The organism is Beijerinckiaceae bacterium, from assembly GCA_004564215.1.
Classification (GTDB): domain Bacteria; phylum Pseudomonadota; class Alphaproteobacteria; order Rhizobiales; family Beijerinckiaceae; genus Methylocapsa.
On record CP024846.1, the window covers coordinates 345,849 to 370,437 of the forward strand.

The following is a 24,589-nucleotide window of genomic DNA, read 5'->3' on the forward strand; positions in this document are numbered from 1 at the left end:
TCACGGTTTCACGGTGGAAGGATAGCCGGCCTCGGTGGTCGCCTTGATGAGCGCCGCCGATCCCGCCTGGTCCGGATCATAAGTGACAGTGGCAGTCTTGTTGCCGAAATCCACCTTGACCTCGCTGACGCCCGTCACCTTCTCCAGCGCTTTCCTCACGGTCAGCGGGCAGACCAGACAGGTCATTTTCTGCACGTCGAGCGTTACCGTCATCGGTGCTCCGGCTAAAGCCACCATGGGCATCGCGACAAGCGAGAGAATTAGAAAACTGCGCAAGGGAAGTCTCCTCGGCTAATAGAACAACGGGGCCGAAAAGGGCACGGCCAGCAAGCCAAAAAGCAATATCGTCACGATCCAGAACGTGAGCCTTTGCCGCTTAAGCGCATCCGTTCCAGCACAGGACGCACCAGGGTTGCATGACCGCGGCACCAGATAGAGCTTGCGGAAGGCAAGACCAAGGAACATCAACGTCAAGCCGCTGAAAATGGAGCGGTAAGGCTCCAGCTCGGTGAGGTTTCCGATCCAGGCGCCGCTTATGCCAAACCCGAGCAATACGAGCGGCCCGACACAGCAGACCGACGCGGCCACGGCGGCCATGGCGCCAGCGATCAAGCTTCGATTTGCAGTCGATTCGGCCATGCGATTATTTTGAACTCACCAGTCGATCGCAGTGTAAACTCTGTACGCAGGTACGGAATCAAGAGGAATTTGCATGGCCCAAGAAGTCACGATTGGCGGCCTAGCCAAACGGGCCGGCGTGAATGTCGAGACGATCCGCTATTACCAGCGGCGTGGTTTGCTCGCCCTCCCCGACCGGCCGCAAGGCGCCTACCGACGCTACGCTGTCGACTTGGCGCAACGGATCCATTTCATCAAACGAGCCCAGGCGCTGGGCTTCACACTGGCTGAAATCGCCGGACTCCCGCGGCGAGACGCAACGCAGGCCTGCGTCACAACGCGCGAACTGGCACTGCATAAGATTGCCCTTATCGATGCCAAATTGGCGGATTTGGCTGCGCGACGCGAGACGCTATCGGCGCTGACGGCGCAATGCTGCACCGAGCTCCAAGGAAACGACTGCCCCATCATCCAGAGCTTGGCGCAAGATGAGAAGATGATCCACGAACCAGTTTCGCGATAAAATCGTGCGAAATGGGCAGCTTAGAGCGAAAGTGCGTTCAAGACACGCGCCCAGCTTCGGGTTCCTTTTTGGAAAGAGGAAAGCTCATATTTCTCGTTCGGCGAGTGAATGCGATCATCTTCGAGACCGAATCCGATCATCAAACTGTCCATCCCCAGATCTTTTTTGAAGGCACCAACGATCGGAATCGATGCGCCGCATCCGGCGAGCACAGGATCGCGGCCCCATTCGGCTTCAAGCGCCCTGCGCGCTCGCGACAAGGATTCCGAACTGAACGGCAAATGCACCGCACCCGAGGCTCCGTGCGAGATAAATTCGGCGCTGCAATCAGCTGGAAGCCGCGCTTTGACGAAGGTTCGGAAGGTTTCCGCGATCTTGTCCGGGTTCTGAGTTCCAACCAGGCGAAACGAGAATTTGGCACTGGCCTCGGCCGGCAGAACGGTTTTCGATCCCTTGCCGGTATAACCGCCAATGATGCCGTTCACGTCGCAGCTTGGGCGCGCCCAGACCATTTCAAGGACGCTTCGGCCCTTTTCCCCGGCGGGCACCGAAAGCCCGACCTCGCCCAAAAATGTTTCTGCGCGAAAGCTCAATTCCTGCCATTGCTGAGCAATCTCCTCCGGCAATTCGGCGACACCGTCGTAAAAGCCCGGAAGGGTAATCTTTCCATTTTCGTCGTGCAGATCGGCGATAATGCGCGCCAAGACATGGATCGGATTGATCGCCGCGCCCCCAAAAATCCCCGAGTGAAGATCGCGGTCGGCGGCACGAATGACGACTTCCTCAAGCACCAGGCCGCGCAGCATGGTGGTAATCGCCGGCGTCGCGCGATCCCACATCCCGGTATCGCAGACGATCGCTAGATCGGCTTGCAGCTCAGCTTTGTTCGCGGCAAGAAAGCCGGGGAGCGAAGGCGAACCGGTTTCCTCCTCGCCTTCCAGCAGGAAGGTGATGTGGCAGGGCAAGTCGCCGGTTTGCTTGTAGGCACGACAGGCCTCGATGAAGGTCATCAACTGGCCTTTGTCGTCCGCGACTCCCCTCCCGACAATGCGTTTACCCGTTTCTGCCTCGACAAGGCGGGGTTCGAAGGGCGGGGTCTCCCAAAGATCGAGGGGATCGGGCGGCTGCACATCGTAATGGCCGTAAAAAAGTACATGCGGGACGTCCGGACGTGCGGCCTTCGCGTGTCCGACGATCATCGGATGGCCAGGCGTCGGGCGTACCGACGCCTCGAAGCCAATGTCTTTCAGTTCCGCCACAAGCCAGTCAGCGGCCTTTGCACATTCACCCGCATAAGCGGGGTCGGTCGAAACGGACGGGATTTCAATCAATTTGAAAAGCCGCCCCAAGGCAAAATCAAGATTTGCGTCTATCTTCGCCAACACCGTTTCGAGCGCCGCCATAGATTCTCCTAACCAATTGTCCCGCAAAGCGGCGGGAGGCCGAATATGGAACATACCCGGTTTACGCCCGGCCTCAACTGCCCGCGCAGCAATATTGCGATCGCGCCGGGATTGCGCCACATAAGGAGGCATTCAAGAAACCACGGTGGTCTCTTTTCAATTGGCTGGCACAGATGAGACGTCCGACGTGACCGATGCAGCCGCTCGACAGGCAGCCTCCGCCGGAGTCCTTGCGCGCCTCGAATCGATCGTCGGCAATAAAAATGTCATCACCGACGAGGCCGCGATGGACGGGTTTCTGCGCGAACCCCGCGATCTCTTTCGCGGCAAAGCGCTGTGCGTCGTGCAGCCCGGTTCGACGCTAGAAGTCGCGGCCGTACTAAAACTTTGCCATGACACCGATACCCCGGTCGTCCCGCAGGGAGGAAATACCGGGCTCGTCGGCGGCCAAAGTCCGAACCTGCGCGGCAATGAAATCGTGCTGTGGCTGGGCCGCATGCAAGCGCTCCGCGAAATCGATCTTGCCTCGAATACCATGACGGTCGAAGCCGGCATGATCTTGGCGCGGGTCAGAACGGAAGCCGAGCACGCCGGGCGGCTGTTTCCGCTTTCGCTTGCTTCCGAAGGTTCCTGCACGATCGGCGGCAATCTTTCCACGAATGCCGGTGGCACACATGTGATCGCCTATGGCAATGCGCGCGATCTCGTCCTCGGACTCGAAGTCGTGCTCGCCGATGGGCGAATTCTTTCCGATCTCTCGAAACTCAAAAAGAACAACACCGGCTATGACCTGAAAAACCTCTTCATGGGCTCGGAAGGGACACTCGGGGTCATCACGGCGGCGGTCTTGAAACTCTTCCCGAAACCCCGCGCCATCGAGACCGCCTTTATCGGTCTCGATTCACCCCGCGCCGCACTCGCCTTGCTTGATCTTGCGCGTGAAGCGGCTGGCGGTGAAATCACAGGTTTCGAACTCATTCCGCGGATCGGCGTCGAATTCGTTCTGGCGCATAGCGAAGGCGTGCGGGATGTGCTGCCCACCAAGCACGCTTGGTATGTGCTGCTCGAACTTAGCTCGCAAAATGAAGCAGGGCTGAACGCCCGGTTGCTCGCCCTCCTCAATGCAGCAAGCCAGAAGCATATCATCGGAGACGCCGTGATCGCCGCCTCCCTCGGTCAACGCGAGAGCTTCTGGAAGCTGCGCGAATTCATGTCCGAGGTTCAGCGCCGCGAGGGCGGATCGATCAAACATGACGTCAGCGTCCCGATTGCGGATATTCCCGCGTTTTTGGAAGAGGTCGAGCACGCCGTCGTTTCCGCCATTCCGGGGGCACGGCTGGTCGCCTTCGGCCATATGGGCGACGGCAACATTCATTGCAATGTCTCGCAGCCGGTCGGCGCCAATAAGGAAGCGTTTTTGGCCCGCTGGGATGAGATCAACGCGCTCGTTTACGAAATCGTCATCGCCCATAAGGGGTCGATTTCCGCCGAACATGGGATAGGGCAATTAAAGCGCGATCTTTTGCCGAAAGTGAAGGATAAGACTTCGATGGAACTGATGCACACGATCAAGCGTGCGCTCGATCCAAAGGGTATTTTGAATCCCGGAAAAGTCCTCTAAAGCGGGATGAGGAAAAGTGGAACCCGGTTTTCCGCCCGCATCCCGCTCTAAGCTTTTGGAATCGATCACGTTCATGATTTTGGATTGAGTCGATCCAAAATCATCGTGATCTAAGGACCTCCGCAGATGCGACAAGAAAGGTTTTTGTGATGCCCCTGACCCGCATATCCCTCTTGAAAGGCAAGCCGCCGGAATATCGTCGCGCCATCACGGAGGGTCTCTATCAGGCGATGCGAGATGTATTCGACGTGCCCGAAAACGATCGGTTCATGACCATCGACGAATATGACAAGAGCAATTTTGTCTTTGGCGAAAACTATCTGGACATCGCCCGCGATGACAATCTGGTGATCATTCAGATCACCGCCAACAATACCCGTGGCCCGGACAAGAAGAAGGCGCTTTACGCCCGCATCGCGGAGCTGTTGGCCAAGAACCCGGGGATCCGGCCGGAGAATATTTTTGTGAATATTCTGGAAGTTCCGAAGGAGAATTGGTCTTTTGGAAACGGCATTGGGCAATATGCCTAAATCTTTCGCCGGTATCGCTGCATGTTATCGCCGGGTATTTTTTATGTAGGCGTCAGGTACACAGGGTAAAACCTTGTCCCTGCCGGCGGCTGCATCTTTTTGGGTTTCGAAGGGACCCAGGAAAGACGATACAAATCCTGGCGTGAAACCTTCAATTTCAGCCGACAACTCCGTGCGTGCGGAGACGTTGCATTTTTGAGCTGCCTGGTTTTTCACGCGCTCTGCCGAACTGAAGGCTAGGTCCCCGTTGCTGGCAGCGAAGGATCCAAGCATCACATACCAGCCGCCGGTCACCGACGTCGGTTGAGTGGGAGAGATCACGGGGGATAGTGTTGGAGGTGGCGATGGGGCGGTAGCTGGAGCTGGCGTCGGAGATATGAGCGGAGCTGGGGCGGGCGGCGAAGAGGGCGAAGGCCATGCGGCTTGATTTTTTCCTGACGGATTTTGAGCCTCGGTCTTAAAATCCGTAAAGATCGTCGGCCAAAAAATGCATAAGGCCAGTATCGCAATACCGGTCAAAAAACTGAGCACGCGAGGAAACGGACCAAGCGCTGGAATTTTTATTTCCTTAACTTCGATTCCACCCCCCAGTATGGCAATGACTACAAGTGCTAGCCCCACCAGGAATGTGATGGACCCGATTGAAAAAAGCATGCAGTCCACCCCGTTGATAGCTAAGCCTAGCCGGCCTGAACAAAACTCTCCAAAACCATTTTGCGGCCGGCCTTATCGAAATCGACGGTGAGCTTGTTGCCGTCGACGGCCGACACTGTTCCATTGCCGAATTTGGTATGAAAAACCCGCGCGCCTTTTGCAAAGGAAGACCGGGCGCCGGAACTGGCGACGAGTTCGCCCTCGATCTGCATCGGACCGCGCCGCGCCCGGCTTTCCTGAAAAGTTTCGGCTCGTCCCTGTGCCTGCCTTGCCTCCTCACCACGACGCTTTGCGCGCTGCCAGCCCGGGGTTGCATAGGATGACCCGTAAGTGTCCATATTGGCAAACCGGGACTGGGCGTAGCCGCCATAAGCGGAACCCGTCGAAGCCTCGACCACTTCGACATGCGGTTCCGGCAATTCATCCAAGAACCGCGAGGGAATGGTCGTCTGCCAAAGACCATGAATCCGCCGGTTGGTAGCGAAATAGATCTTTGCCCTGCGCTTGGCGCGGGTCAGGCCGACATAGGCGAGGCGGCGCTCCTCCTCGAGTCCAGCACGTCCCGATTCATCCAGCGAACGCTGATGCGGAAAAAGACCCTCCTCCCATCCGGGCAGAAACACGGTCTCGAACTCAAGGCCTTTCGCGGCATGCAAGGTCATGATCGAGACGCGCGCGCCGGCATCCGCATTCGTGACCTCCATCACGAGTGAAATATGTTCAAGGAAGCTGCCAAGATCGGGAAACTCCTCCATCGAGCGGACGAGCTCCTTTAGATTTTCAAGACGTCCGGCGGCGTCGGCGGTGCGGTCCTTGCGCCACATATCCGTGTAGCCGGATTCCTCCAGGATGATTTCGGCGAGTTCGCCCTGCGGCTTCGTTTCGATCAAGCTGGCCCAGCGTGAGAAATCAGTCAGGAGACCTCGTAAGGTCTGGCGCTGCTTCGGTTTTAATTCCTCGGTCTCGACGAGCGCCGTTGCCGCTTGAATCAGGGGGATGCGGGCGCGTCGCGCATGATCGTGCAGGATCTGCAGAGTGGCGTCGCCGAGGCCGCGCTTCGGCTGATTGAAGATACGCTCAAAAGCCAGATCGTCGGCGGGCTGCGCCACACAACGCAGATAGGCGAGCGCATCACGAATCTCGGCGCGCTCGTAAAAGCGCGGACCGCCGATCACTCTGTAAGGCAAGCCAAGGGTAATGAACCGTTCCTCGAATTCGCGCATCTGAAAGGAGGCGCGCACGAGAATCGACACTTCGTCCAGGGCATGGCCCTTACGCTGCAACTGCTCGATCTCTTCGCCGACGACACGGGCCTCTTCTTCGGAATCCCAGACCCCGGTCACGGTTGGCTTCTCGCCTAATTCGCCATCGGTGAAGAGCGTTTTGCCAAGCCGACCCTCATTATGCGCGATGAGACCGGCCGCGACCGCCAGAATGTGACCGGTCGAGCGATAATTGCGTTCCAGCCGAACGATTTTAGCGCCCGGAAAATCGGTCTCGAAACGCAGAATGTTATCGACCTCGGCGCCGCGCCAGCCATAGATCGATTGGTCGTCGTCGCCGACGCAGCAAAGATTCTGGCGCCCTTGGCCGAGCAATCTCAGCCACAAATATTGAACAATATTGGTGTCCTGATACTCATCGACGAGCATATAGCGGAAGCGGTCCTGATAAAGTTTCAAGACATCAGGATTTTCGCGAAAAAGTCTCAGGCTTTCAAGAAGCAGATCACCGAAATCGGCAGCATTGAGAATCTTGAGCCTTTCCTGATAGAGAGCATAGAGAATTCCGCCCTTGCCGTTGCCGAATGCCGCCGCCTCACCAGCGGGAACGTGCGGAGGATCGAGGCCACGATTTTTCCAGGCATCGATTTGATACGCGAGCGCACGGGCGGGCCAGCGCTTGTCGTCGATATTCTCGGCTTTCAACACCTGTTTCAATAAACGAATCTGATCGTCCGTATCGAGGATGGTGAATCCCGATTTCAAGCCGACGAGTTCGGCATGACGGCGCAAAATCTTGGTCGAAATCGCGTGGAATGTGCCAAGCCAAGGCATGCCTTCGGCCACTGGACCCGCGAGCATTTCGACGCGCTCTTTCATTTCCCGCGCCGCCTTGTTGGTGAAGGTGACGGCAAGAATTTCATGCGCGCGCGCGCGACCCTGAGCGAGAATATGGGCAATTCTTGTGGTTAGAACGCGGGTCTTCCCGGTGCCCGCGCCCGCCAACACCAAAAGCGGACCCTCGACGGCCTCGATCGCCTCGAGCTGTTCGGCGTTCAATCCGTCAAGATAGCGGCGAGGCCCGGCGGCCGCTCGGGCACGAGCGGCAATTCCCCCAGGCGCAGGTGCATCGAGAGCGGCAAGGGAAAGTTCGTCGGTCAACCGGGCTCGGGCTCCTCAAAGCATGTCAGAAACGAATCACCACGTTGTTGCGCATTATGCGTCAAATCAGCGGGCGCCGAACCTACCGCTTGAGTTGGGTCGCTTCCCGCAAAACGAACACCCGGATCGCCGAGGAAAGATTGGCGCCGCCACGCCCCGCGTCGATCGAGGCGATTATCGAGGCGACCGATTCTCCGCGGGTGTTCGCTATGCCCTTAAGCTCTTCCCAAAACGCAGCTTCGAGAGAAACGCTGGTGCGATGTCCCGCAATTGCGAGGGAATGTTTGACAACAGCGTTCGAGGCCTCCTGCTTTGCCTCATTCATGATCTTCGCTTCCGCGCCCCTCTCGCCGATGCGCTTCGAGGCGGCTCAATTCCAACGCCCTCGCCTCGCTCTCCGCAACGCGGGCTCGCGGGCTTCGGCCGAATTCAATCCGCTTTGCGGTGGCGTCATTGGCGGCCGCTACGCGGGCCTTTTGCTTCCGCGCGCGGCGCAGATTGACGATGTCGCCCATCAGCTCTTCTTGCGAAAAGCTTCGATGGAAACAACTTTTGCTTCACCCTGCGCGGCGGTTTCGGCACCGTCCCCGGCCTCCTCCAGCCCCGCTGAAAGCGCGGCGTCGTTTTCTTGCCCTAGGGGGGGAAGGAGCGGCGCCTGCTCGGGCGGCGACGTTTCGAAAACAAGCGGAGAGGCGCTCTGCGGGTGCGGAAAACCCTTATCATTGGCGCCCGTCTCGACCAGTTCATCGGCGAGTGTAAATTTCAAGTCGAACTCGGCCGACGGATCCGAAAAACGGGTGATGGCGTCGAACGGTATGAGCAGCATTTCCGGAATATTCTTGAACGACAGCCCGACTTCAAACGCCTGGTCGGTGACGTTGAGATCCCAGAATTGATGCTGCAGAACAATCGTCATTTCGTCCGGATACGCTTCGCGCATCCGTGACGATAGCCGCACGCCGCGCGCATGGGTCCGGAAGCTGATGTAGAAATGATGATCGCCGGCAAGGCCGTCGCGCGCCGCATCGGAAAGAACTTTTCGAACGACCCCCCGCAAGGCGTCCTGAACAAGCAGATCGTAACGGATCAGGTCAGCCGCCATTCAGCGCCATCCAAAAGAGAGCTTCCACCCAAAAAAGCCTAATGCTTCGACGCCCAAAAATCCAAGCATAAAGTGGAGGCTTCTGTTGCCAGGTGCCTCCGAACCCCGCCTTAAAGTGCAACCTCCAAGGGCTTTATTTCGGTACCATTACCGCATTACGCAGCAACAGCCACCGGAGCATAGTTGTCGTTGGCAACTATAAGTTCGGCCCGATGACGGCGGAACCATGCCGGGCAAAAGGACATCCTTTACACTCCCCGTCGAACCTATTTCGCCCCCGCCAAAACCCGCCTCCCGCAGAATTGCGGGACAGGCTTTGGTGGAGGCGCCGGGTACCGCCCCCGGGTCCGAAGAGCTTATTTCGACGCCGTTTATCGCCATAGCCGCCGAGGCGGCAAAATGAATATAAGCATTACCGCGCCATTTTCAAAGTTGAATGGCAAACCGCCAAATCCCTTAGCTGAAGACCGGTGGATAACAAGCGTCGCAAGCAGCGGGCATTCCCCCGCCCGTGCTTGGCTGGAAACGGCAGGTGCTGTAGCCTCAGGGCCGCCTCCAAAATTCGCCTCGCTTAAATCCCAGGTCATGAAAGGCAGTTAGACGGTAGTCCGGCACGATTCGCTGTTTCATGTTGTTACCTGTACCTGCGAATGCTCGCTCAAAGAGGAGAAAACCGATGGCCAGCAAATCAGATTTCACCCCCGCCGAATGGACGACCTTGCTCGAAAGCGTGATGATGGCGGGGATTGCGGTGACCGCGGCCGATCCGAGCGGACTTTGGGGTACATTGAAAGAAAGCATTGCCAGCGCCCAGGCGGTCATGAGCGCGGCGCATGACGCGAGAGCCAACGAACTCATCAAGGCTGTTGCCGGCGAATTCGAGACCGGAGATGGGCGCGCAACCACGCGCGAAGCCCTTCGGGCTCAACTGTCCGGGAAGAAACCGGCCGAGATTACCGTGGCGGCGCTGGAGGTCCTCAGACAGGCTGCCGCGATCTTGGATGCCAAATCGCCGTCGAATGCCAATGCTTTTAAAAGCTGGTTGCGCCATATCGCCCAGGCGGTGGCGGAAGCATCGACCGAGGGCGGATTTCTTGGCTTTGGCGGTGTCCCGGTCAGTGAAGCCGAAAAAGCAACGCTCGCCCAAATCTCGGCCAATCTCGGCGTCGCCGCCTAAGCCCAGCTGAACATCAGCCGGTCTATCGCGGCCAGAAGTTTTTAGAAGGTTTGATGCAAGCCTATCTCGATCTCCTCGCCAAAATCCTCAGCGAGGGCGAAGCCAAGGCCGACCGCACCGGGACCGGAACTCGCTCGATTTTCGGATATCAGATGCGGTTCGCCCTCAGCGAGGGCTTTCCGCTCGTCACGACCAAAAAGCTGCATTGGACGTCGATCGTCCATGAGCTTTTATGGTTTTTGCGCGGCGATACCAATATCGCCTACCTCAATGAGCATGGAGTCCGCATTTGGGATGAATGGGCTGACAGCCAGGGCAATCTGGGGCCGGTTTATGGCAAGCAATGGCGTGCTTGGCAGGCGCCGAGCGGGCAGGTGATCGACCAGATTTCCGACGTTGTCACCGAAATCAAGCGCAATCCATTTTCGCGCCGCCTCATCGTCTCTGCCTGGAACCCGGCCGATCTGCCAGCGATGGCGCTCGCCCCCTGCCATTGCCTCTTCCAATTTTACGTGAGCGAAGCGACCGACGGCGCGAAAAAGCTGTCCTGCCAACTTTATCAGCGCTCGGCCGATGTGTTTCTCGGAGTGCCTTTCAATATCGCGAGCTATGCGCTGTTGACCAGCCTGGTCGCGCAGGTCACCGGCCTCGCGGTCGGCGATTTCGTGCACAGTTTCGGCGATGCGCATCTCTACCAAAACCATCTGGAACAGGCGCGCTTGCAGCTCAGCCGGAGTCCGCGGTCCCTGCCCCGGTTGAAAGTCAACCCCAATGTTCGGTCGATCTTCGATTTTCGTCCCGAAGACATTGTGATCGAGGCTTACGACCCCTATCCGACGATCGCGGCGCCGATCGCAGTCTAGAGCCTGTTCCGAAAAAGTTGACCGACTTTTTCGATCAGAACATGCTCCAACTCGTTGAACTTGAGCGATTCCTTTTCGATCAGATGCTTCCGTCCGATCGGGAAGCGCTCTAAGCCGGCACTTAAGGGAATGGCGAGCAGCCGAGGGTGCCTTTGCCGCGCCTAACCGAAGCGCTCGCCCCACCGATGCAACGCTTTCAGCACCGGACCTAAAGCTTGACCTTTTTCGGTCAAATAATATTCAAACCGTGGCGGATGTTTTTCATAAAGCCGCGAGGCGATGAGCCCATGTTTTTCGAGGGTCTTGAGACGCGCTGACAGCGTGTTCGGTGCAATTCCCAAAAGCCCCGCTTCGAGATCCTGAAACCGCAAAGCGCCGTTGCGAAAAAGATCCCGCAAAACCAGCAAGGACCATTTTTCGCCGACGACGTCGAGGGCCTGGGCGATGGGGCAATTTTGCTCATATCCGCTTGGCATATAGCTAAAATAGCAGCCTGGCTTGAATTTTACAAGTAACTATATATTGACAAGTCACTATAACTTATTTAGTTATTAATGAAGGAGGCCTTACCGCGTTTCCATCCACCCAAAGGAGGCACGCTATGACGATTCCTTCCTATCTTCCCTATTTCATCCTCACCGGCACGCTCGTCATGCTGGGAGCCATCCTGTTTGGCTTACACCTGGCCTTGCAAAGAGCCGGCTGGAAGCCGGGCGAACGCAAGGCGAGTGTCGGCTGGGCGGCTGCAATTCTCTTCGGATGGTTTGCGGCGGCGATCGCCCTCGCATTGCTGAACGTCTATGCCGCTGGCTCGAATGACGTACCGACGATTCAATTCGGAATTTTCTTGCCGATCCTGATCGGCGCGGTGCTATTTTGGCGATCGGCCGGGCTGGCGCGAATCCTTCATGCCGTGCCTCAACAATGGCTCGTCGGCGTGCAGCTCTATCGGGCCGAAGGCGGAGTTTTCCTGGTTCTCTATGCAACGGGCTGGTTGCCGGCGCTCTTTGCCTGGCCGGCGGGTTTAGGCGACCTACTGGTCGGCGTTCTCGCACCGGTCATTGCCATCGCCTATGCGCGCGCACCGGGTCAAAATGCAGATCTCGTCAGGGCATGGAACCTCTTCGGCCTCGCCGACCTCTTGGTCGCGGTCACGACAGGATTTCTCACCTCCCCCTCAACACTCCAGTTATTCGCCTTCGATACACCAAATGAACTCGTCAGCAGGTTTCCCTTGGTGCTGATCCCGACATTTCTGGTGCCCCTGTCGGTGCTGCTGCATTTGGCATCCTTGGCGAAGCTCCGCCAGGAGCGCCCCCTGCAGCAAACGCCATCGGTCCATGCCGGGATGTGCGCGTGAGGGCTAAGTTATGGTCTGGGCATAAAGCCCAGACCATTTTCTATTTAGATCATCTCATGCAGCTCGCGCGGAACACGCCCGCTTACGGCGCCGGCGCGAGTCGCCGCACCATCAAAGGAATGGCGGTGCCCTTTAATTCGGGGATCGCGATTTCGCCGGCATAGAAAATGCCCGGCGTCAATGTGTCTGGGATCACGACAGAAAACTGTGCCAGCAGCTGGTCCCGGGGTTTTAGGGCGGCAAGCGGTGGCACGAATATAAAGGGAAGCTCCACCTCTTCAGCGGCACAGCCTTTCAGTTTCGACGCAACAATCTGGCCCTGAACCGGATTTGGTAAAAAATTTTCGACGAGAAACATCCCCCGCGCCGTTTGGCCCGCCGCCGCCTCGAGCACGATCTTGATCGGCTCCAGGACCGGCTTTTGTTGCGAAGGCCGCTCTGGGACCGAGCCGACCGCCGCGGGGGAAGAGCCCGGCTGCAGCGGAGGCACATGGCCTCGAAGCGAACCAAGAATGCGCCGAAAAAGGCGTCGGGGCATGGACATCGGTCAATGTCCAGGGCCGCCGCCAGGCAGGGAATGGTTGCAGTAGAAATGATCGGACCAGCGGTGCACGAAATCCGGCGCATCCTCCACCAGAAGCTCATGGCGGATATCCTTGCCGATCGGCTCGATTCCAATGATCCAGCGCGCATAATGATTCTGGGCGCCGCGAACCCATACGAGCACCTCTCTGTTCGACCATTCCGCGGCATCGGCGGGCGCGGCAAAGGACACGGTCACCCATTCGCGCTCCATCGAGGTCAGGAGAACCGATGGGGGCGTGATTTGAATTTGCGCGACGTCTTCGGGTTTGCCCGCAACTTCGACCGTAATGTTTCGCGTGTTCATGCCACCGTTGGTAATCCGGAGCCGGATCGTCGCGGTCGCGCCGGGCCGAATATAGTTTGCCACCTGCTTAAGCAGACGCGGAGCCCAGCAGGGCGGCGGAAGATCGCAAGCCGATCTGTGAAAGACCTTATCGAGTTTCTCAACAAACTTGTCCTTGAGGACCCGCGCCTTGTCCATGAGGGCAGCCCAAAAGTCCCCTTTCTTCGCCGACAAATCATGCGGAGCAGGTCCTGACGGTGTCATCTCAAAGCCTCCGTGGCGAATGATTTCGAAGTGTCCACCTCCAGGGGCAGAGCCAGATCGCCGAATTCCAATGCTCCGATATAAAGCTTCTCCATCCGCAGCTGCTCGGGCAGGCGAAGGTGCAGGCGAATCGCGCGCATTTCTCCGGGCCGGAGCGGCCCGGCGCCTTCGACCACGCGGATGTGAACAAGGCCGCCATGTTCTTCCGTGAGATTGGCGCCGAGTCGGTCGATCCAACGTTCGCCATCGCTATCGCGCGTGCGATAGGCTTTCCCCAGCGCCGCTTCGACGCCGCCATCGCTAAAGAGTCCAATCGCCGCGGCGGCGGGAATGTCATAATCGCCATTGCCGCCATTGACCAAAGTGAGCTCGACGGAAAGTTGGTCCCCTGCCCCGCCCCGCAGTGCCAGTGAATTTGGAGACGCGCTGAGTTTCGGCCACGGCTTCACGTCGGCCTCGAAGCGTTGACGCCTCCCGTCGAGCTCCAAACTGCCGAGGTAAACGCCGGCGGGGGTTGACGTTGGGAATTTCAGTTTCAGACGAAAAATGCCAGGCGCGAGCTGCCGGGCGAAGACAAGCGGCTGCGGTGGCGATTCGTGACCCTGGTAGGAGGACGACGCCTCCAACGTCGCATTCACGCAAAGAAAACGCCCAGCGTCTGGGATCGAGACGATCGCCTCAAGCTGCCTTGCGGGTCCGCTAAACTTGATCGGCTCCAAACTATCACTTTGCGCCAAAGCCGAACTCCCTTTTTGGACTTCGCCCAAGTTAGTTTTATCCTGCCGGCTTCACACCATAAGAGGAATTCAAGGCGGCGGCGGTTCGCACCGTTCACAAGGGTTTGGGACATAGGGCTCGGTGATGATCTGGGCTTCGCCGCAAAGCCGAATCGAGAAGAGTTCAAACCCCAGAATGGAAAATCCGACTCTGAAATTCGCCGGTAAATGGGCCCTTACGCTTGGCAATTCCCGGATCGCCAAATTCAAGGTCAGCGGATTGACCGTTACCGGATTGATCGTCAGCGGATTAAGTGTGATCGGATCGAGCCCAATCTGAATCTTGGGCAGATGGGTCACGTCGATCTTGAAGGGATCCGGTATGCCCGCAAGCGTGATCGGGCCCACGGGTCCGAAACTCCCCGTCACGCCGGCATTGACAGTCACGGGGCCAACCGGCCCAACCGACCCGGAAAAATCGGCATCGACGGCGAAGGGTTGAGGTATTTTTATGCTCACGAGGGCCTCCCTCGACAAGGAAGGTGACACCGGCACTAGGCTTAGTCAAGCAAAGCTCTGGATTGTCACTCCCGCCGCCCAAAAAAGCGATCCGCCAGAATGTAATAACCTTAGAATCTTAACATTAAGAATTTTACGGCGAAAAACTTGCTTTTGCCAAGCAGCCGGAAGCTCTATGGGCTACAGAGCGCCCGGGTATTGTTTCGAGCGTCAGGATAGACCCTTCGCATGAATCGCTTTTCCGCAGCCAAAGGCGCGAGCGCGCTCCCCGCGCTCGGCCCGCCAGAGCGCTTGCAAGATTTGCCCGTCGAAACGCACAAGCCCTCGATTCGCGCAGGCATTTTGTGGATGCTTGTGACGACCTGCCTGTTCGTCAGTCAGGATTCCACCGCGCGCATTCTGCTTGGTTCCTACCCGGCCACCGAGATCGCTTTCGTGCGATATTTGATCCACATGATTTTGGTCGGTGGATTCATCGCTTGGTACGATCCAAGATTGGTCGTTTCGCGTCGGCCCATCGTGCAGATGCTCCGATCGGGCTTTCTCCTTGGCGCCACCTTGTTTGGCATGTTGGCGCTGAAAATAATGCCCTTCGTCGACTTTTCCGCCATCGTCTGGGTGGCCCCGGTTCTTGTCACCGTCCTGTCGGTGTTTGTCCTTGGAGAAAGAGTAAAGCCAAGCGTGTGGGTTTGCGTGGCAGCGGGCATGCTGGGCGTTTGGGTGATCGTCGGCCGCGCCGGCGTCGATCTCTCGCTGTCCACGTTGTTTCCGTTTCTCGCTGCCCTTGCCAATGCGCTCTATCAGATCACAACCCGGCTGCTGCATCGCTCCGATCCGCCGACAACGACCCTGTTTTACACGGCGATTGCCGGAGTTTTGTTCTGCGGCGGATTTCTTCCTTTTGTCGCTGTTGCCCCCCACCTGGCTGATCTCGGCCTGATGACCCTCTTGGGAGTGCTTGGCGTTGCAAGCCATTTTTGTCTCATTCGCGCCTTCAACGCGGCGCCGGCCAATATTGTCGCGCCCTTTGGCTATACTGCGCTGGTTTGGTCGAGTTTATTCGGCTTTCTGATTTTCTCCGAAATTCCGGGACCGCGAACAATCATCGGGGCGAGCTTGATCGTCGGCGCGGGTTTGTTCATTTTTCTGAGGGGGCGAAAGGGCTAAGCCCTGGCGGCGTTAAAGGTTCAGGAACGTCATGAGTTTTGTGTATTTGGCTTATTGCACCGTTGGCGCGACTTCCGGAGCTTGTCCGGAGGGCTGCGATCACGAAGTTGTTGCCGGACAGTTGTGACCGCGGCTCGACTGAAATGAAATGTCACCTACATTCAAAGAGCAATCGATTTCGCCAGAAGGCATTTGAGCTGGAGATGAGCGAGCAATGGACAGCATGCCGCATAGCGAAGAAATCGCAGCGAAAGCTTTGCCGAGCATTTGGCCTTCGGTCATGAGTGCGCCGCTCGCCATTGTCGCCGCGATTGCCGAAAACGGGGTTATCGGCGATGGACGTGGATTGCCTTGGCGCCTGCCGAGCGATCTTAAGCATTTTCGCGCAATTACCCTCGGCAAACCGCTGCTTATGGGGCGCAAGACCTTCGAATCGATTGGACGCGTCCTGCCGGGACGCGAGACGATCGTGGTTACGCGGGACCCGATGTTTGATCTTGCGCCAGGATCAGGACCCGCCCAGTCCATCCATGTCGCCCATGGGCTCGACGATGCACTCGCGCTAGCGCAAGCGCGGGCGGATGCGATGGGCGCCGAGGAAGTGATTTTGGCTGGCGGCGGCGATCTCTACAAAAGTTTGATCGACCGGGCCGAGCGCATGCACCTCACCTTCGTCGACATTGCCCCCCAAGGCGATGTCGTTTTCCCCGCAATCGACTGGTCTAATTGGTTGGAAGTAAGTAGGGTTCGTCCGCGGCCAGCGGCCAAAGACGAGGCGACCTTCGCATTTGTGGATTTTGAGCGCCGCCGCTGCTCATCATTGTAGTGCCGTTTGGGCTCCCATATAAGATCAACACCTCTGACTGGCTTGCAGAGCGATCGTTCCGCTCTCTAGGCCCTCATCTTCAAAAGGGAATTTCATGCCGTGGAGTAGTGAAGGCGGGAATGGCGGTTCTTGGCAGCCCGGCAGCCCCGGGCCGTGGGGACAAAAGCCTGGTTCGTCACCCCCCGAATTCGAGGAATTCCTGAAACGTGGGCAGGAAAAGATCAAGCAATGGATGCCGGGGAGCGGCGGCATGGGGGGCCGCAGCCTCATCGGCCTGGCGCTGGTCGGCACTATCGTGTGGCTGCTTTCTGGATTTTACACCGTCGGTCCGAACGAAGTGGGCTTGAATAAGATTTTCGGCCGTTACACAGGCAAGACGCCGCCGGGTCTGAATTACAATTTACCCTTCCCGATCGGCGCGGTGGAAAAGCTCCAGGTCACCGACCGCAATGCCATTAATATTGGGTTTGGAATACGCCAGGATCCGCGCACGCCCACCGCGCAGCTTCAAGTCGATCTTCCGGAAGAAAGCCTGATGCTGACCGGCGATGAAAACATTGCCGACGTCAAATTCGTCGTGATCTGGCAGATCGATCCGCTGCACCCCGAGGATTATGCGTTCAACATCGCCAATCAACGCGATACCGTGAAAGCCGTGGCCGAAAGCGCCATGCGAGAGGTCATCGGCCGGGGTCAGATCCAGCGCATTCTGACTGCCGAGCGCCAAACCATCGAGACGGCCGTACAGGAACTTATGCAAAAGGTCCTCAACGAATACAAAGCTGGCATTCTGGTGTTGCAGGTTCAATTGCAATCCGTCGATCCGCCGGAACAGGTCATTGCCGCTTTCAAGGACGTGACGGCGGCCCAGCAAGACCAGAACCGCTTGCGCAACGAGGCCGAGTCCTATGCCAATCGTGTCGTCCCCGAGGCGCGAGGCAAGGCTGCCGCAATCGTCCAGGAAGCCGAAGGCTATCGGCTGCAGACGGTCGCGGAAGCCACAGGTCAGGCTTCCCGCTTCAATCAAATCTACGAGCAATACAAAAGGGCGCCGGAAGTCACCCGTCAGCGACTCTATCTTGAAACCATGGAACGGGTGCTCGGCAGCATGGACAAGGTGATCCTCGACCAACCCTCCGGACAAGGCCAAGGAGTTGTTCCCTATTTGCCGCTGGGCGCGCTGACCCCGCAAGCCAATGACGGAGGCCGCAAATGAAGGGGACATTTGCCATTGGCGTCATCGCCGTCATCGTCGTCGCTGTGATCACGGCGATTGCCTCGACTTTTACCGTTGAACAGACCGAACAGGCGCTCGTCCTGCGTTTCGGTGAGCCGGTGGCCGGGCGCGGCCTCATCACCACGCCTGGACTTCACTTCAAATATCCCTTCATCGAAAATGTGGTTTTTCTCGACAATCGGATTCTTGTGGTCGAGGCGCCAAAACAGGAGGTGCTCGCCTCCGACAACAATCGGCTCGATGTGGATTCTTTCCTCCGCTACAGAATTGTCGATCCTTTGAAGTTCTATCAGACGGTGGGAACCACCGAACGGGCGAACAGTCAGCTCGGCTTTATTTTGAACTCGGCCGTCCGCCGGGTTCTGGGTGAAGCCAATATGACCGAAATCGTGCGTGACAACCGCGCCAATCTCATGGTCAAGATCCGCGATCAGGTGAATCAGGAAGGCGGCCGCCTCGGCATCGCCGCCGTCGATGTGAAGATTCGGCGGGCCGACCTGCCTCGACAAATTTCCGAAAAGGTCTTTAGCCGGATGCAGAGCGAACGGGCGCGAGAAGCTGCCGAATATCGCGCTCAGGGCTCCGAACAAGCGCAGACCATCACCGCCAAGGCGGACCGGGATGTCGTGGTGCTTCGCGGCAATGCGCAGCGGCAGGCTGATCAGACGAGAGGCGAAGGCGACGCGGAAAGAAACCGCATCTTCGCCGAAGCCTTCGGCAAGGATCCCGATTTTTTTGTCTTCTACCGGTCCATGCAAGCCTATGAGGCGGGACTCAAGGGCAAGGATACGCGGATGGTCATCAGCCCCAAATCGGATTTCTTCCGCTTCTTTGGTTCGCCCAATGGGCAGCCGTCCACGTCCGTTACCGCTGCGCCGGTCCCTCCACGCTGACCGGTCGTCCGCAGACAGTTTGAGGCTTTGACGGGGTGACACATTCTTCGCCAAAGCCCATTAATAATATCAGCGGGCGCTAGGCCATGGCAGGGGAAGGCGAAATCACGCGGACGTTTGCCTGGAACGACCCCTTCGATCTCAATGGCCAGTTGGCCGAAGATGAAAGATTGGTGCGCGACTCGGCCCGTGACTTTGCGCAAAAATATTTAGCTCCCCGCGTCACAAGCGATTATCTGGAAGAGCGGTCGGAGCGCGACATCATCCGGCAAATGGGCCGCCTCGGCCTCCTTGGCGCGACGATTCCGCAAGACTATGGCGGGGCCGGCCTCAATTATGTGGCCTATGGACTTGCCGCCCGCGAGGTGGAACGGATCGATAGCGGCTATCGGTCGATGATGAGCGTGCAATCCTCGCTCGTGATGTATCCCATCTTCGCCTATGGCAGCGAGGCACAGCGGCGCAAATATTTGCCAAAGCTCGCGACCGGCGAATGGATTGGCTGTTTCGGACTCACCGAGCCGGAAGCCGGTTCGGACCCTCAGGGGATGCGCACGAAAGCCGAAAAGACAAAAGGTGGATACCAACTTTTCGGCACAAAAACCTGGATCACCAATAGTCCGATGGCCGATGTTTTCATCGTCTGGGCGAGATCGAGCGCGCATCAAAACGAAATCCGAGGCTTCATCTTGGAGCGCGGCATTCAAGGCCTTACGACGCCGCCGATCACTCAAAAGCTTTCTCTGCGCGTCTCGCCAACCGGCGAGATCGTCATGGACGGCGTCGAAATTCCGGCAGAAAATCTTTTGCCCGATGCAATGGGGATCAAGGGACCGTTCGGCTGCTTGAACCGCGCGCGCTACGGAATCGGCTGGGGCACGATGGGCGCGGCCGAGGCCTGCTTTGAAGCGGCGCGAACTTACACGCTGGAACGCCAACAATTCGGCCGGCCGCTCGCCGCCAATCAGCTGATTCAGAAAAAGCTCGCCGATATGGAGACCGAGATTGCACTCGGACTTCAAGCCGCGCTGCGAACCGGCCGCTTATTTGACGAGGGCAAGCTCTCCGCCGAGGCGATCTCGCTGGTCAAGCGCAACAATGCAGGCAAAGCGCTGGAAATCGCCCGCATGGCCCGCGACATGCTTGGCGCAAACGGGATTTCGGCGTCCTTCCCGGTCATGCGCCATCTCACCAATTTGGAAACCGTGAACACCTATGAGGGCACGCACGACATTCATGCGCTCATTCTCGGGCGCGCGATCACGGGCCTGCAGGCTTTCTTCTAGAGCGCTTCCCGATCAGATAGAATCATCTGATCGAAAAGGAATCGCTCAAGTTCAACGAGTTAGAGCATGTTCTGATCGAAAAAGTCGGTCAACTTTTTCGGAACATGCTCTAAGTCGGCGCGGGCGACCCAACTAATCGAGAGCCAAAAGCCCCTTGGCAAATCTCCGCGAATTGGCGACATAACTTGCGGCACTTTCCCGCAGGGCCTGAACCGAGTCCTCATTGAGCGTGCGCAGGAGTTTCGCCGGGCTGCCAACGATCAGGCTGTTGTCGGGAAATTCTTTGCCTTCGGTCACTAAGGCATTGGCGCCGACAAGGCTATTTCGGCCGATTTTGGCACCGTTGAGGAGCGTAGCTCCCATCCCGATCAGGCTATTTTCGCCGATCGTGCAACCATGCAGAATGGCGTGATGACCGATGGTGCAATCGGGACCGATGGTCAGGGGAAAGCCCATATCCGTATGGAGCAGCGAGCCGTCTTGAATATTCGACCGAGCGCCGACATAGATCTCCTCATTGTCGCCACGCAGGACCGCGCAAAACCAAATCGAGACGTCGCTATCGAGACGCACCTTGCCAATGATCTGCGCGTCGGGCGCAATCCAAAACCGGCCATCCGACGGCAGAACGGGCTTGACGCCCTCGAGCGCGTAAAGCGGCATTGTGGTCAAACCTCCAGCGGCTACAGATCTTCGAGATCGAAATCGAGGATCGCCATTTGCAAAGTATAGCTCTTGCAATTGGGGTCGTCCGCCGAGATCACGCCGAGGAAATCATCGCCATTGTTCAATTCGACCGAATCATTTTTCTTGCCCCGCGGGACAATCTTTAATTTGTCCGTTTCGAATAATCGCCGCAAATAATCCTGCAGAACCGGTCGCTCGACGGGAATTTTCATCGCAAAGGCGAAGGACCTGTCGCCATCCTCGTCGTCGACTGCAATTTCGCCGATCTGCCGTTCTCCGAGATGCACGTCGGCATCGTCGGGATTATGTTTGCCTGCCGTAACCTTGACGCCTTGATTGCCGAGGGCTTTGCGCAGGAACTCCTGCAATTTACGCAACTCCGCCTTATCCACCGCATCCCCTCCGAGATTTCAATTCTTTGTAACCGACTTTGCTGAGAGGCGAAGCCAGAGACTGCTTTGTGCCCAACAGGCGGCACCAAAGGCCAAAGCCCAGGCTCGGCCAGCCGGCCCTTCTTGCGACTTCGAGTTTAAGCTATTCTGACAGAGGCGGGGGAGCAAGCATCTGGTCCATGACGCGCGACGGTTCAGCGCACCCCGCGTCGCCCACAATCCTTGCCGGCACGCCGGCCACAGTCTTGTGATCCGGCACCGGCTGCAACACCACGGAACCAGCGGCGATGCGTGAGCATCGGCCGACTTCGATATTGCCAAGAATTTTGGCTCCGGCGCCGATCAGCACGCCGGATTTGATCTTTGGGTGGCGATCCCCGCGCTCCTTGCCGGTCCCGCCCAATGTCACGTCTTGAAGCATGGACACATCGTCGCCGATCACCGCGGTGGCCCCGACGACGAGGCCTGTCGCATGGTCAAGAAAGATCCCCTTGCCGATCCGCGCCGCCGGATGAATATCGGTTTGAAAAACCTCGGACGAACGGCTCTGTAGATTCAGCGCGAAATCATGCCGGCCAACGATCCACAAAGCATGCGCCAGCCGATGCGTCTCGATAGCATGAAATCCCTTGAAATAGAGCACCGGCTCGATCACCCGCGTGCATGCCGGATCACGATCGACGACGGCCGCGATGTCGGCGCGGAACGCGTCCGAGATGGAAGGATCATTGGCGATAACATCAAAATACGTTTCTTCGATAAGCGCGCCTGGAAACGATGAATGACCAAGCCTGGCCGCGAGCCGATGAACAATCGCCGCCTCAAGGGACTTTTGGCCAAGGATCGCCGCATAAATGAATCCCGCAATATGCGGATCATTGTGAACCGCTTCCTCAGCCTCGACGCGGAGACGCGCGAACACGGCATCGGTTTTGGCTAAGCTGACGATTCTGGCTGCGGCTTGTGCGGAAATCACCTAAAGCCTCCCAACGGGCCTTGCCTTCAAGATAGACCGACTGAGCTTCCGACGCTTCAGGAGCGTGTCATTTACCATGGTCCAGCCGCGGGCGCGAGGCCGCGGTCCAAGATATAAGGCGCCTTGACGCCACAATCAGGGGCGCTGTTCAAGAAACCTAAGAACGCTGTCTTTATAGACTTTATCACCTACCGCGCGATTATGATCGCGGCCCGGAATCTCGACCGCCTGGGCGGTTCGGAACAAGGCGGAGAGCCTATGCGGATCGCCGGCAACGTCGTCCTGCGTTCCGACTGCGACCAGGACTGGCAAAGTGATTGCGCCCACTTCTTCCTCGCTTAAAACTTGACGGGCTCCGCGCATGCAGGCGGCGAGCGCCTTGAGATCGCTCTTTGTCGCCTCCGCGAAGCTACGAAAAACCCGCTGCATCGGGTTGGTAAGGTCAGCGAGCGAGGGGGCTTCCATGGCGTCGGCGATGCCAAGGGGAAGTCCGGCCTGATCGACGAGATGATGGCCGAGGCCGCCAAGGATCATCGAGCGCACGCGACCCTTGTGGGCCTTGGCGAGAAAGGCGGCGATCCGGGCACCCATGGAATAGCCCATCACATCTGCGGCCTCGATCCGCAAATGGTCGAGGAGAGAACGGGCATCCTGCGCCATTTTGGGCATTGCATAGGCAGCCGGGTCGTAAAATTTCTGGCTGCGACCATGCCCCCGGTTATCGAAGGCAATCACCCGCCGTCCGGCCTCGGTTAAGGTCTTCACCCATTGCGGAAAGACCCAATTCACCGCATGTGTCGAAGCAAACCCGTGGATCAAAAGAATCGGCTCATTTCGATCCCCGTGCGTGGGTCTTTCGTCGATATAGGCCAAGCGGACGCCGTGGTCCAAGATTTCAAACATGCCTAAGCCTTTTGCGCGGGCGGGAGAATTTGCCACCGTGAGTTTCACGCAGATGTTGGCAAATTTGGCGGAGCCGCGCTATGTTGTTGAAAATAGTTTCCAGTTGAGCCTTATTCCATGAACCGTTATGAGCGCCGGCCAATTTCTTCCGGAGAAGCCGAGGTCGAGTATCTCGATGGCGAATTCCGCATTTTGCGGGCTGGCACTTTCGTGCGCTGCGCGGTCACGGGCACGGCCATAAAGCTTGAGGATCTGCGCTATTGGAACGTCGATCTGCAGGAGCCTTATGTCAGCCCGCTGGCCAAGCTCCAGCGTTTGGGACTTAAGCCGGCGGGATGAAATTGGACGACGGCGAAACGGCGTTTCTCGCCCAGCGTTGGCTACGGCCCACTCGCCTAGCCTAGGAGTTCTGATCTGTAACTATAAGTTCCGCAACCTTCTTTGCCCCTGGGGGAAGAAGCGCCACACTATTTTTTTGCGTGTTAAATTCGATGAGGCGACCTTTATGCAATTTTCGTAAGGTTAGCAGGAAATAAGATTTGTTATTGTATTCAATCCATCGGAGAAGATCATCGCTATCCACCGGCTCAGGGCACGATGCTGTAAGCATTAAGATCTTGTCCCGAAGCGAAAGCCTATCATTAAGCACCCGCTTTACGTTTTCACCTTCCCAAACGATGGGAATCGTGCGCTCCGCCAGAGCATCCACCAACCTTTGGGCTTCCTTGACAGGCAGATTGTGAAATACGCGGACCAGTTCGGCCATGATCCAGTTGCAGGCGGACACGACAAGGGTTGCGTCCATATGGTTCGGGTCAACATCTCCGCCCGCGTGTCCCACTCCCCGATTATTTCGAACCTCGTACAGTGCCGGAAGAGTACGAGGAATTAATATTTGGAAGCTGCGCGGGACACCACTTTTACTTTCAAGTTTTCTACATGCAAATACGAAGTCACGAGGTTTGCATGGCGTTGCCGCATAAGCGCCGGTCCCGTAACCCTCTAAAATTGAAAAAACTATCTCACAAAATTTTCCTCCGCTAAGTTCTGCCGGTGACCATCTATGCTCAAAATAATTCTGCATAATAGAGCGATATTCATCTAATAAAGGGTCGCGAAGTCCGGGAGGAATTGAAGACAATGCATTAGACGGAGTCATTAGATTCCCCAAGAACCTTCAATCCTTCTGGAGTGATAAAAAAGCCATGCTTTGATTTTTCACAGTATCCTTTTGCCGTGTTCTTATTCAGACAGTCAGATGGGTTTGCAAGTCGCTTTTGATGATTTTCACTTAGCGCCTTGGCGACGCCGGAAGTGGTCAGATCCTTTGTTCCGCGATTGCGTAGCCATCCAGCCGTGGCTAAGAACCGCATTACCTGGTTCGTCTCCGCTTCCTTGGATTTGATGTACGATGCAAGCGATAACTTGAAGCTCTGTGAATCGACGAATGGGGACGCATCTGACTTAGGTGTCTCTACAGAGTCTTGGCAGCGCGCCGCGGCAGCTTCGATTACTTTCGTTAGCTGCTCACTGAGCCAATCTTGATCTCCTTCGGCCGAAAAACTCATAGCGCCAATCTTAATTTCAATTTTTCCAGGCAATTTATCTTTCTCGGTCATT

30 protein-coding genes, 1 other RNA gene and 1 pseudogene are annotated in these 24,589 nt (G+C 57.4%); 13 read left to right on the forward strand and 19 right to left on the reverse strand.

What is annotated here, in order from left to right; all coding sequences use genetic code 11:
* Both merP and CU048_01510 read right to left on the reverse strand, forming a co-directional pair.
* Window positions 1–276, reverse strand: a complete 276-nt coding sequence (gene merP / locus CU048_01505; GenBank protein ID QBR70170.1) for a mercuric transport protein periplasmic component — start codon at window positions 274–276, stop codon at window positions 1–3.
* Window positions 277–291: 15 nt separating this feature from the next.
* A complete protein-coding gene (locus CU048_01510) occupies window positions 292–639 on the reverse strand; it encodes a mercury transporter MerT (protein ID QBR70171.1) in 348 nt (115 codons plus the stop codon).
* Window positions 640–712: 73 nt separating this feature from the next.
* Here CU048_01510 and CU048_01515 point away from each other — a divergent pair, with 73 nt between their 5' ends.
* Entirely contained in the window at window positions 713–1,141 is a 429-nt protein-coding gene (locus CU048_01515) for a MerR family transcriptional regulator (protein ID QBR70172.1), read from the forward strand.
* Between the two features lie 20 nt (window positions 1,142–1,161).
* Here the strand turns inward: CU048_01515 and CU048_01520 are convergent, their stop codons facing one another.
* The gene (locus CU048_01520) at window positions 1,162–2,544 is read right to left on the reverse strand and encodes a hypothetical protein (protein ID QBR70173.1); all 1,383 of its coding nucleotides are present in this window, start codon (window positions 2,542–2,544) and stop codon (window positions 1,162–1,164) included.
* Window positions 2,545–2,830: 286 nt separating this feature from the next.
* Between CU048_01520 and CU048_01525 the strand changes: the two genes are divergently transcribed.
* From CU048_01525 to CU048_01535, 3 genes and pseudogenes are all read left to right on the forward strand, one after another.
* Window positions 2,831–4,165: a hydroxyacid dehydrogenase gene (locus CU048_01525; GenBank protein ID QBR72570.1), complete on the forward strand. Its 1,335-nt coding sequence runs from the start codon at window positions 2,831–2,833 to the stop codon at window positions 4,163–4,165.
* Window positions 4,166–4,253 (forward strand): annotated as a pseudogene (locus tag CU048_01530) (hypothetical protein).
* A gap of 61 nt (window positions 4,254–4,314) precedes the next feature.
* The gene (locus tag CU048_01535) at window positions 4,315–4,695 is read left to right on the forward strand and encodes a tautomerase family protein (protein ID QBR70174.1); all 381 of its coding nucleotides are present in this window, start codon (window positions 4,315–4,317) and stop codon (window positions 4,693–4,695) included.
* A gap of 680 nt (window positions 4,696–5,375) precedes the next feature.
* Here the strand turns inward: CU048_01535 and CU048_01540 are convergent.
* From CU048_01540 to ssrA, 5 genes are all read right to left on the reverse strand, one after another.
* Window positions 5,376–7,733, reverse strand: coding sequence for an ATP-dependent DNA helicase (locus CU048_01540; protein ID QBR70175.1), 2,358 nt, complete (start codon window positions 7,731–7,733; stop codon window positions 5,376–5,378).
* Window positions 7,734–7,815: 82 nt separating this feature from the next.
* Complete coding sequence (locus CU048_01545; GenBank protein QBR70176.1) at window positions 7,816–8,058, reverse strand: hypothetical protein; 243 nt, start codon at window positions 8,056–8,058, stop codon at window positions 7,816–7,818.
* Window positions 8,051–8,248, reverse strand: coding sequence for a DUF4169 domain-containing protein (locus CU048_01550; GenBank protein ID QBR70177.1), 198 nt, complete (start codon window positions 8,246–8,248; stop codon window positions 8,051–8,053). Before CU048_01550 ends, CU048_01545 begins: the two co-directional genes overlap by 8 nt.
* A complete protein-coding gene (locus CU048_01555) occupies window positions 8,248–8,835 on the reverse strand; it encodes a hypothetical protein (GenBank protein QBR70178.1) in 588 nt (195 codons plus the stop codon). Before CU048_01555 ends, CU048_01550 begins: the two co-directional genes overlap by 1 nt.
* A 71-nt stretch (window positions 8,836–8,906) precedes the next feature.
* Window positions 8,907–9,270: a transfer-messenger RNA gene (ssrA, locus tag CU048_01560) on the reverse strand.
* A gap of 241 nt (window positions 9,271–9,511) precedes the next feature.
* On the opposite strand from ssrA, the gene CU048_01565 reads away from it, so the two are divergent.
* Both CU048_01565 and CU048_01570 read left to right on the forward strand, forming a co-directional pair.
* Window positions 9,512–10,012, forward strand: a complete 501-nt coding sequence (locus tag CU048_01565) for a hypothetical protein (GenBank protein ID QBR70179.1) — start codon at window positions 9,512–9,514, stop codon at window positions 10,010–10,012.
* Window positions 10,013–10,065: 53 nt separating this feature from the next.
* A complete protein-coding gene (locus tag CU048_01570) occupies window positions 10,066–10,875 on the forward strand; it encodes a thymidylate synthase (protein ID QBR70180.1) in 810 nt (269 codons plus the stop codon).
* A 161-nt stretch (window positions 10,876–11,036) separates the two neighbouring features.
* Here the strand turns inward: CU048_01570 and CU048_01575 are convergent, their stop codons facing one another.
* Entirely contained in the window at window positions 11,037–11,351 is a 315-nt protein-coding gene (locus CU048_01575) for a transcriptional regulator (GenBank protein QBR70181.1), read from the reverse strand.
* Between the two features lie 125 nt (window positions 11,352–11,476).
* Here CU048_01575 and CU048_01580 point away from each other — a divergent pair, with 125 nt between their 5' ends.
* A complete protein-coding gene (locus tag CU048_01580; GenBank protein QBR70182.1) occupies window positions 11,477–12,235 on the forward strand; it encodes an MFS transporter in 759 nt (252 codons plus the stop codon).
* Between the two features lie 82 nt (window positions 12,236–12,317).
* Here the strand turns inward: CU048_01580 and CU048_01585 are convergent, their stop codons facing one another.
* From CU048_01585 to CU048_01600, 4 genes are all read right to left on the reverse strand, one after another.
* Window positions 12,318–12,779, reverse strand: coding sequence for a hypothetical protein (locus CU048_01585; protein QBR70183.1), 462 nt, complete (start codon window positions 12,777–12,779; stop codon window positions 12,318–12,320).
* A gap of 3 nt (window positions 12,780–12,782) precedes the next feature.
* Entirely contained in the window at window positions 12,783–13,301 is a 519-nt protein-coding gene (locus tag CU048_01590; GenBank protein QBR70184.1) for a hypothetical protein, read from the reverse strand.
* 62 nt (window positions 13,302–13,363) lie between these two features.
* The gene (locus tag CU048_01595; GenBank protein QBR70185.1) at window positions 13,364–14,134 is read right to left on the reverse strand and encodes a hypothetical protein; all 771 of its coding nucleotides are present in this window, start codon (window positions 14,132–14,134) and stop codon (window positions 13,364–13,366) included.
* Between the two features lie 39 nt (window positions 14,135–14,173).
* Window positions 14,174–14,620 carry a hypothetical protein gene (locus CU048_01600; protein QBR70186.1) on the reverse strand — a complete coding sequence of 149 codons (447 nt, stop codon included), beginning with the start codon at window positions 14,618–14,620 and terminating at the stop codon, window positions 14,174–14,176.
* Window positions 14,621–14,830: 210 nt separating this feature from the next.
* Here CU048_01600 and CU048_01605 point away from each other — a divergent pair, with 210 nt between their 5' ends.
* The 5 genes from CU048_01605 to CU048_01625 all read left to right on the forward strand — a co-directional run bounded on the left by CU048_01605 (window position 14,831) and on the right by CU048_01625 (window position 20,011).
* A complete protein-coding gene (locus CU048_01605) occupies window positions 14,831–15,769 on the forward strand; it encodes an EamA/RhaT family transporter (GenBank protein ID QBR70187.1) in 939 nt (312 codons plus the stop codon).
* A 280-nt stretch (window positions 15,770–16,049) separates the two neighbouring features.
* Window positions 16,050–16,595 (forward strand): diacylglycerol kinase, encoded by a 546-nt coding sequence (locus CU048_01610; GenBank protein QBR72571.1) that lies wholly within the window; start codon window positions 16,050–16,052, stop codon window positions 16,593–16,595.
* 94 nt (window positions 16,596–16,689) lie between these two features.
* Window positions 16,690–17,811 carry an FtsH protease activity modulator HflK gene (hflK, locus tag CU048_01615; protein QBR70188.1) on the forward strand — a complete coding sequence of 374 codons (1,122 nt, stop codon included), beginning with the start codon at window positions 16,690–16,692 and terminating at the stop codon, window positions 17,809–17,811.
* A complete protein-coding gene (locus CU048_01620; protein ID QBR70189.1) occupies window positions 17,808–18,725 on the forward strand; it encodes a protease modulator HflC in 918 nt (305 codons plus the stop codon). Before hflK ends, CU048_01620 begins: the two co-directional genes overlap by 4 nt.
* 86 nt (window positions 18,726–18,811) lie before the next feature.
* Complete coding sequence (locus tag CU048_01625) at window positions 18,812–20,011, forward strand: acyl-CoA dehydrogenase (protein QBR70190.1); 1,200 nt, start codon at window positions 18,812–18,814, stop codon at window positions 20,009–20,011.
* Window positions 20,012–20,143: 132 nt separating this feature from the next.
* Here the strand turns inward: CU048_01625 and CU048_01630 are convergent, their stop codons facing one another.
* The 4 genes from CU048_01630 to CU048_01645 form a co-directional block, all read right to left on the reverse strand.
* On the reverse strand, window positions 20,144–20,674 hold the full coding sequence (locus tag CU048_01630) for a gamma carbonic anhydrase family protein (GenBank protein QBR70191.1): 531 nt from the start codon (window positions 20,672–20,674) through the stop codon (window positions 20,144–20,146).
* 20 nt (window positions 20,675–20,694) lie between these two features.
* Window positions 20,695–21,090: a DUF3126 domain-containing protein gene (locus CU048_01635; protein QBR70192.1), complete on the reverse strand. Its 396-nt coding sequence runs from the start codon at window positions 21,088–21,090 to the stop codon at window positions 20,695–20,697.
* Window positions 21,091–21,232: 142 nt separating this feature from the next.
* Window positions 21,233–22,066: a serine O-acetyltransferase gene (gene cysE, locus CU048_01640; protein QBR70193.1), complete on the reverse strand. Its 834-nt coding sequence runs from the start codon at window positions 22,064–22,066 to the stop codon at window positions 21,233–21,235.
* Between the two features lie 135 nt (window positions 22,067–22,201).
* The gene (locus CU048_01645) at window positions 22,202–22,969 is read right to left on the reverse strand and encodes an alpha/beta hydrolase (protein QBR70194.1); all 768 of its coding nucleotides are present in this window, start codon (window positions 22,967–22,969) and stop codon (window positions 22,202–22,204) included.
* Window positions 22,970–23,086: 117 nt separating this feature from the next.
* On the opposite strand from CU048_01645, the gene CU048_01650 reads away from it, so the two are divergent.
* Window positions 23,087–23,308, forward strand: a complete 222-nt coding sequence (locus CU048_01650; GenBank protein QBR70195.1) for a DUF2093 domain-containing protein — start codon at window positions 23,087–23,089, stop codon at window positions 23,306–23,308.
* Between the two features lie 61 nt (window positions 23,309–23,369).
* Here the strand turns inward: CU048_01650 and CU048_01655 are convergent, their stop codons facing one another.
* Both CU048_01655 and CU048_01660 read right to left on the reverse strand, forming a co-directional pair.
* Complete coding sequence (locus CU048_01655; protein ID QBR70196.1) at window positions 23,370–23,774, reverse strand: hypothetical protein; 405 nt, start codon at window positions 23,772–23,774, stop codon at window positions 23,370–23,372.
* Between the two features lie 340 nt (window positions 23,775–24,114).
* A complete protein-coding gene (locus CU048_01660; GenBank protein QBR70197.1) occupies window positions 24,115–24,588 on the reverse strand; it encodes a hypothetical protein in 474 nt (157 codons plus the stop codon).
* Window position 24,589: the final 1 nt, after the last annotated feature.

Excerpts from the sequence above, each read along its gene's own strand:
- CU048_01510 (QBR70171.1), bottom strand. The coding sequence starts at position 639 with ATGGCCGAATCGACTGCAAATCGAAGCTTGATCGCTGGCGCCATGGCC.
- CU048_01515 (QBR70172.1), top strand. The coding sequence starts at position 713 with ATGGCCCAAGAAGTCACGATTGGCGGCCTAGCCAAACGGGCCGGCGTG.
- CU048_01520 (QBR70173.1), bottom strand. The coding sequence starts at position 2,544 with ATGGCGGCGCTCGAAACGGTGTTGGCGAAGATAGACGCAAATCTTGAT.
- CU048_01525 (QBR72570.1), top strand. The coding sequence starts at position 2,831 with ATGGACGGGTTTCTGCGCGAACCCCGCGATCTCTTTCGCGGCAAAGCG.
- CU048_01535 (QBR70174.1), top strand. The coding sequence starts at position 4,315 with ATGCCCCTGACCCGCATATCCCTCTTGAAAGGCAAGCCGCCGGAATAT.
- CU048_01545 (QBR70176.1), bottom strand. The coding sequence starts at position 8,058 with ATGAATGAGGCAAAGCAGGAGGCCTCGAACGCTGTTGTCAAACATTCC.
- CU048_01550 (QBR70177.1), bottom strand. The coding sequence starts at position 8,248 with ATGGGCGACATCGTCAATCTGCGCCGCGCGCGGAAGCAAAAGGCCCGC.
- CU048_01555 (QBR70178.1), bottom strand. The coding sequence starts at position 8,835 with ATGGCGGCTGACCTGATCCGTTACGATCTGCTTGTTCAGGACGCCTTG.
- CU048_01565 (QBR70179.1), top strand. The coding sequence starts at position 9,512 with ATGGCCAGCAAATCAGATTTCACCCCCGCCGAATGGACGACCTTGCTC.
- CU048_01570 (QBR70180.1), top strand. The coding sequence starts at position 10,066 with ATGCAAGCCTATCTCGATCTCCTCGCCAAAATCCTCAGCGAGGGCGAA.
- CU048_01575 (QBR70181.1), bottom strand. The coding sequence starts at position 11,351 with ATGCCAAGCGGATATGAGCAAAATTGCCCCATCGCCCAGGCCCTCGAC.
- CU048_01580 (QBR70182.1), top strand. The coding sequence starts at position 11,477 with ATGACGATTCCTTCCTATCTTCCCTATTTCATCCTCACCGGCACGCTC.
- CU048_01585 (QBR70183.1), bottom strand. The coding sequence starts at position 12,779 with ATGTCCATGCCCCGACGCCTTTTTCGGCGCATTCTTGGTTCGCTTCGA.
- CU048_01590 (QBR70184.1), bottom strand. The coding sequence starts at position 13,301 with ATGGACAAGGCGCGGGTCCTCAAGGACAAGTTTGTTGAGAAACTCGAT.
- CU048_01605 (QBR70187.1), top strand. The coding sequence starts at position 14,831 with ATGAATCGCTTTTCCGCAGCCAAAGGCGCGAGCGCGCTCCCCGCGCTC.
- CU048_01610 (QBR72571.1), top strand. The coding sequence starts at position 16,050 with ATGAGTGCGCCGCTCGCCATTGTCGCCGCGATTGCCGAAAACGGGGTT.
- hflK (QBR70188.1), top strand. The coding sequence starts at position 16,690 with ATGCCGTGGAGTAGTGAAGGCGGGAATGGCGGTTCTTGGCAGCCCGGC.
- CU048_01620 (QBR70189.1), top strand. The coding sequence starts at position 17,808 with ATGAAGGGGACATTTGCCATTGGCGTCATCGCCGTCATCGTCGTCGCT.
- CU048_01625 (QBR70190.1), top strand. The coding sequence starts at position 18,812 with ATGGCAGGGGAAGGCGAAATCACGCGGACGTTTGCCTGGAACGACCCC.
- CU048_01630 (QBR70191.1), bottom strand. The coding sequence starts at position 20,674 with ATGCCGCTTTACGCGCTCGAGGGCGTCAAGCCCGTTCTGCCGTCGGAT.
- CU048_01645 (QBR70194.1), bottom strand. The coding sequence starts at position 22,969 with ATGTTTGAAATCTTGGACCACGGCGTCCGCTTGGCCTATATCGACGAA.
- CU048_01650 (QBR70195.1), top strand. The coding sequence starts at position 23,087 with ATGAACCGTTATGAGCGCCGGCCAATTTCTTCCGGAGAAGCCGAGGTC.
- CU048_01655 (QBR70196.1), bottom strand. The coding sequence starts at position 23,774 with ATGGACGCAACCCTTGTCGTGTCCGCCTGCAACTGGATCATGGCCGAA.
- CU048_01660 (QBR70197.1), bottom strand. The coding sequence starts at position 24,588 with ATGACCGAGAAAGATAAATTGCCTGGAAAAATTGAAATTAAGATTGGC.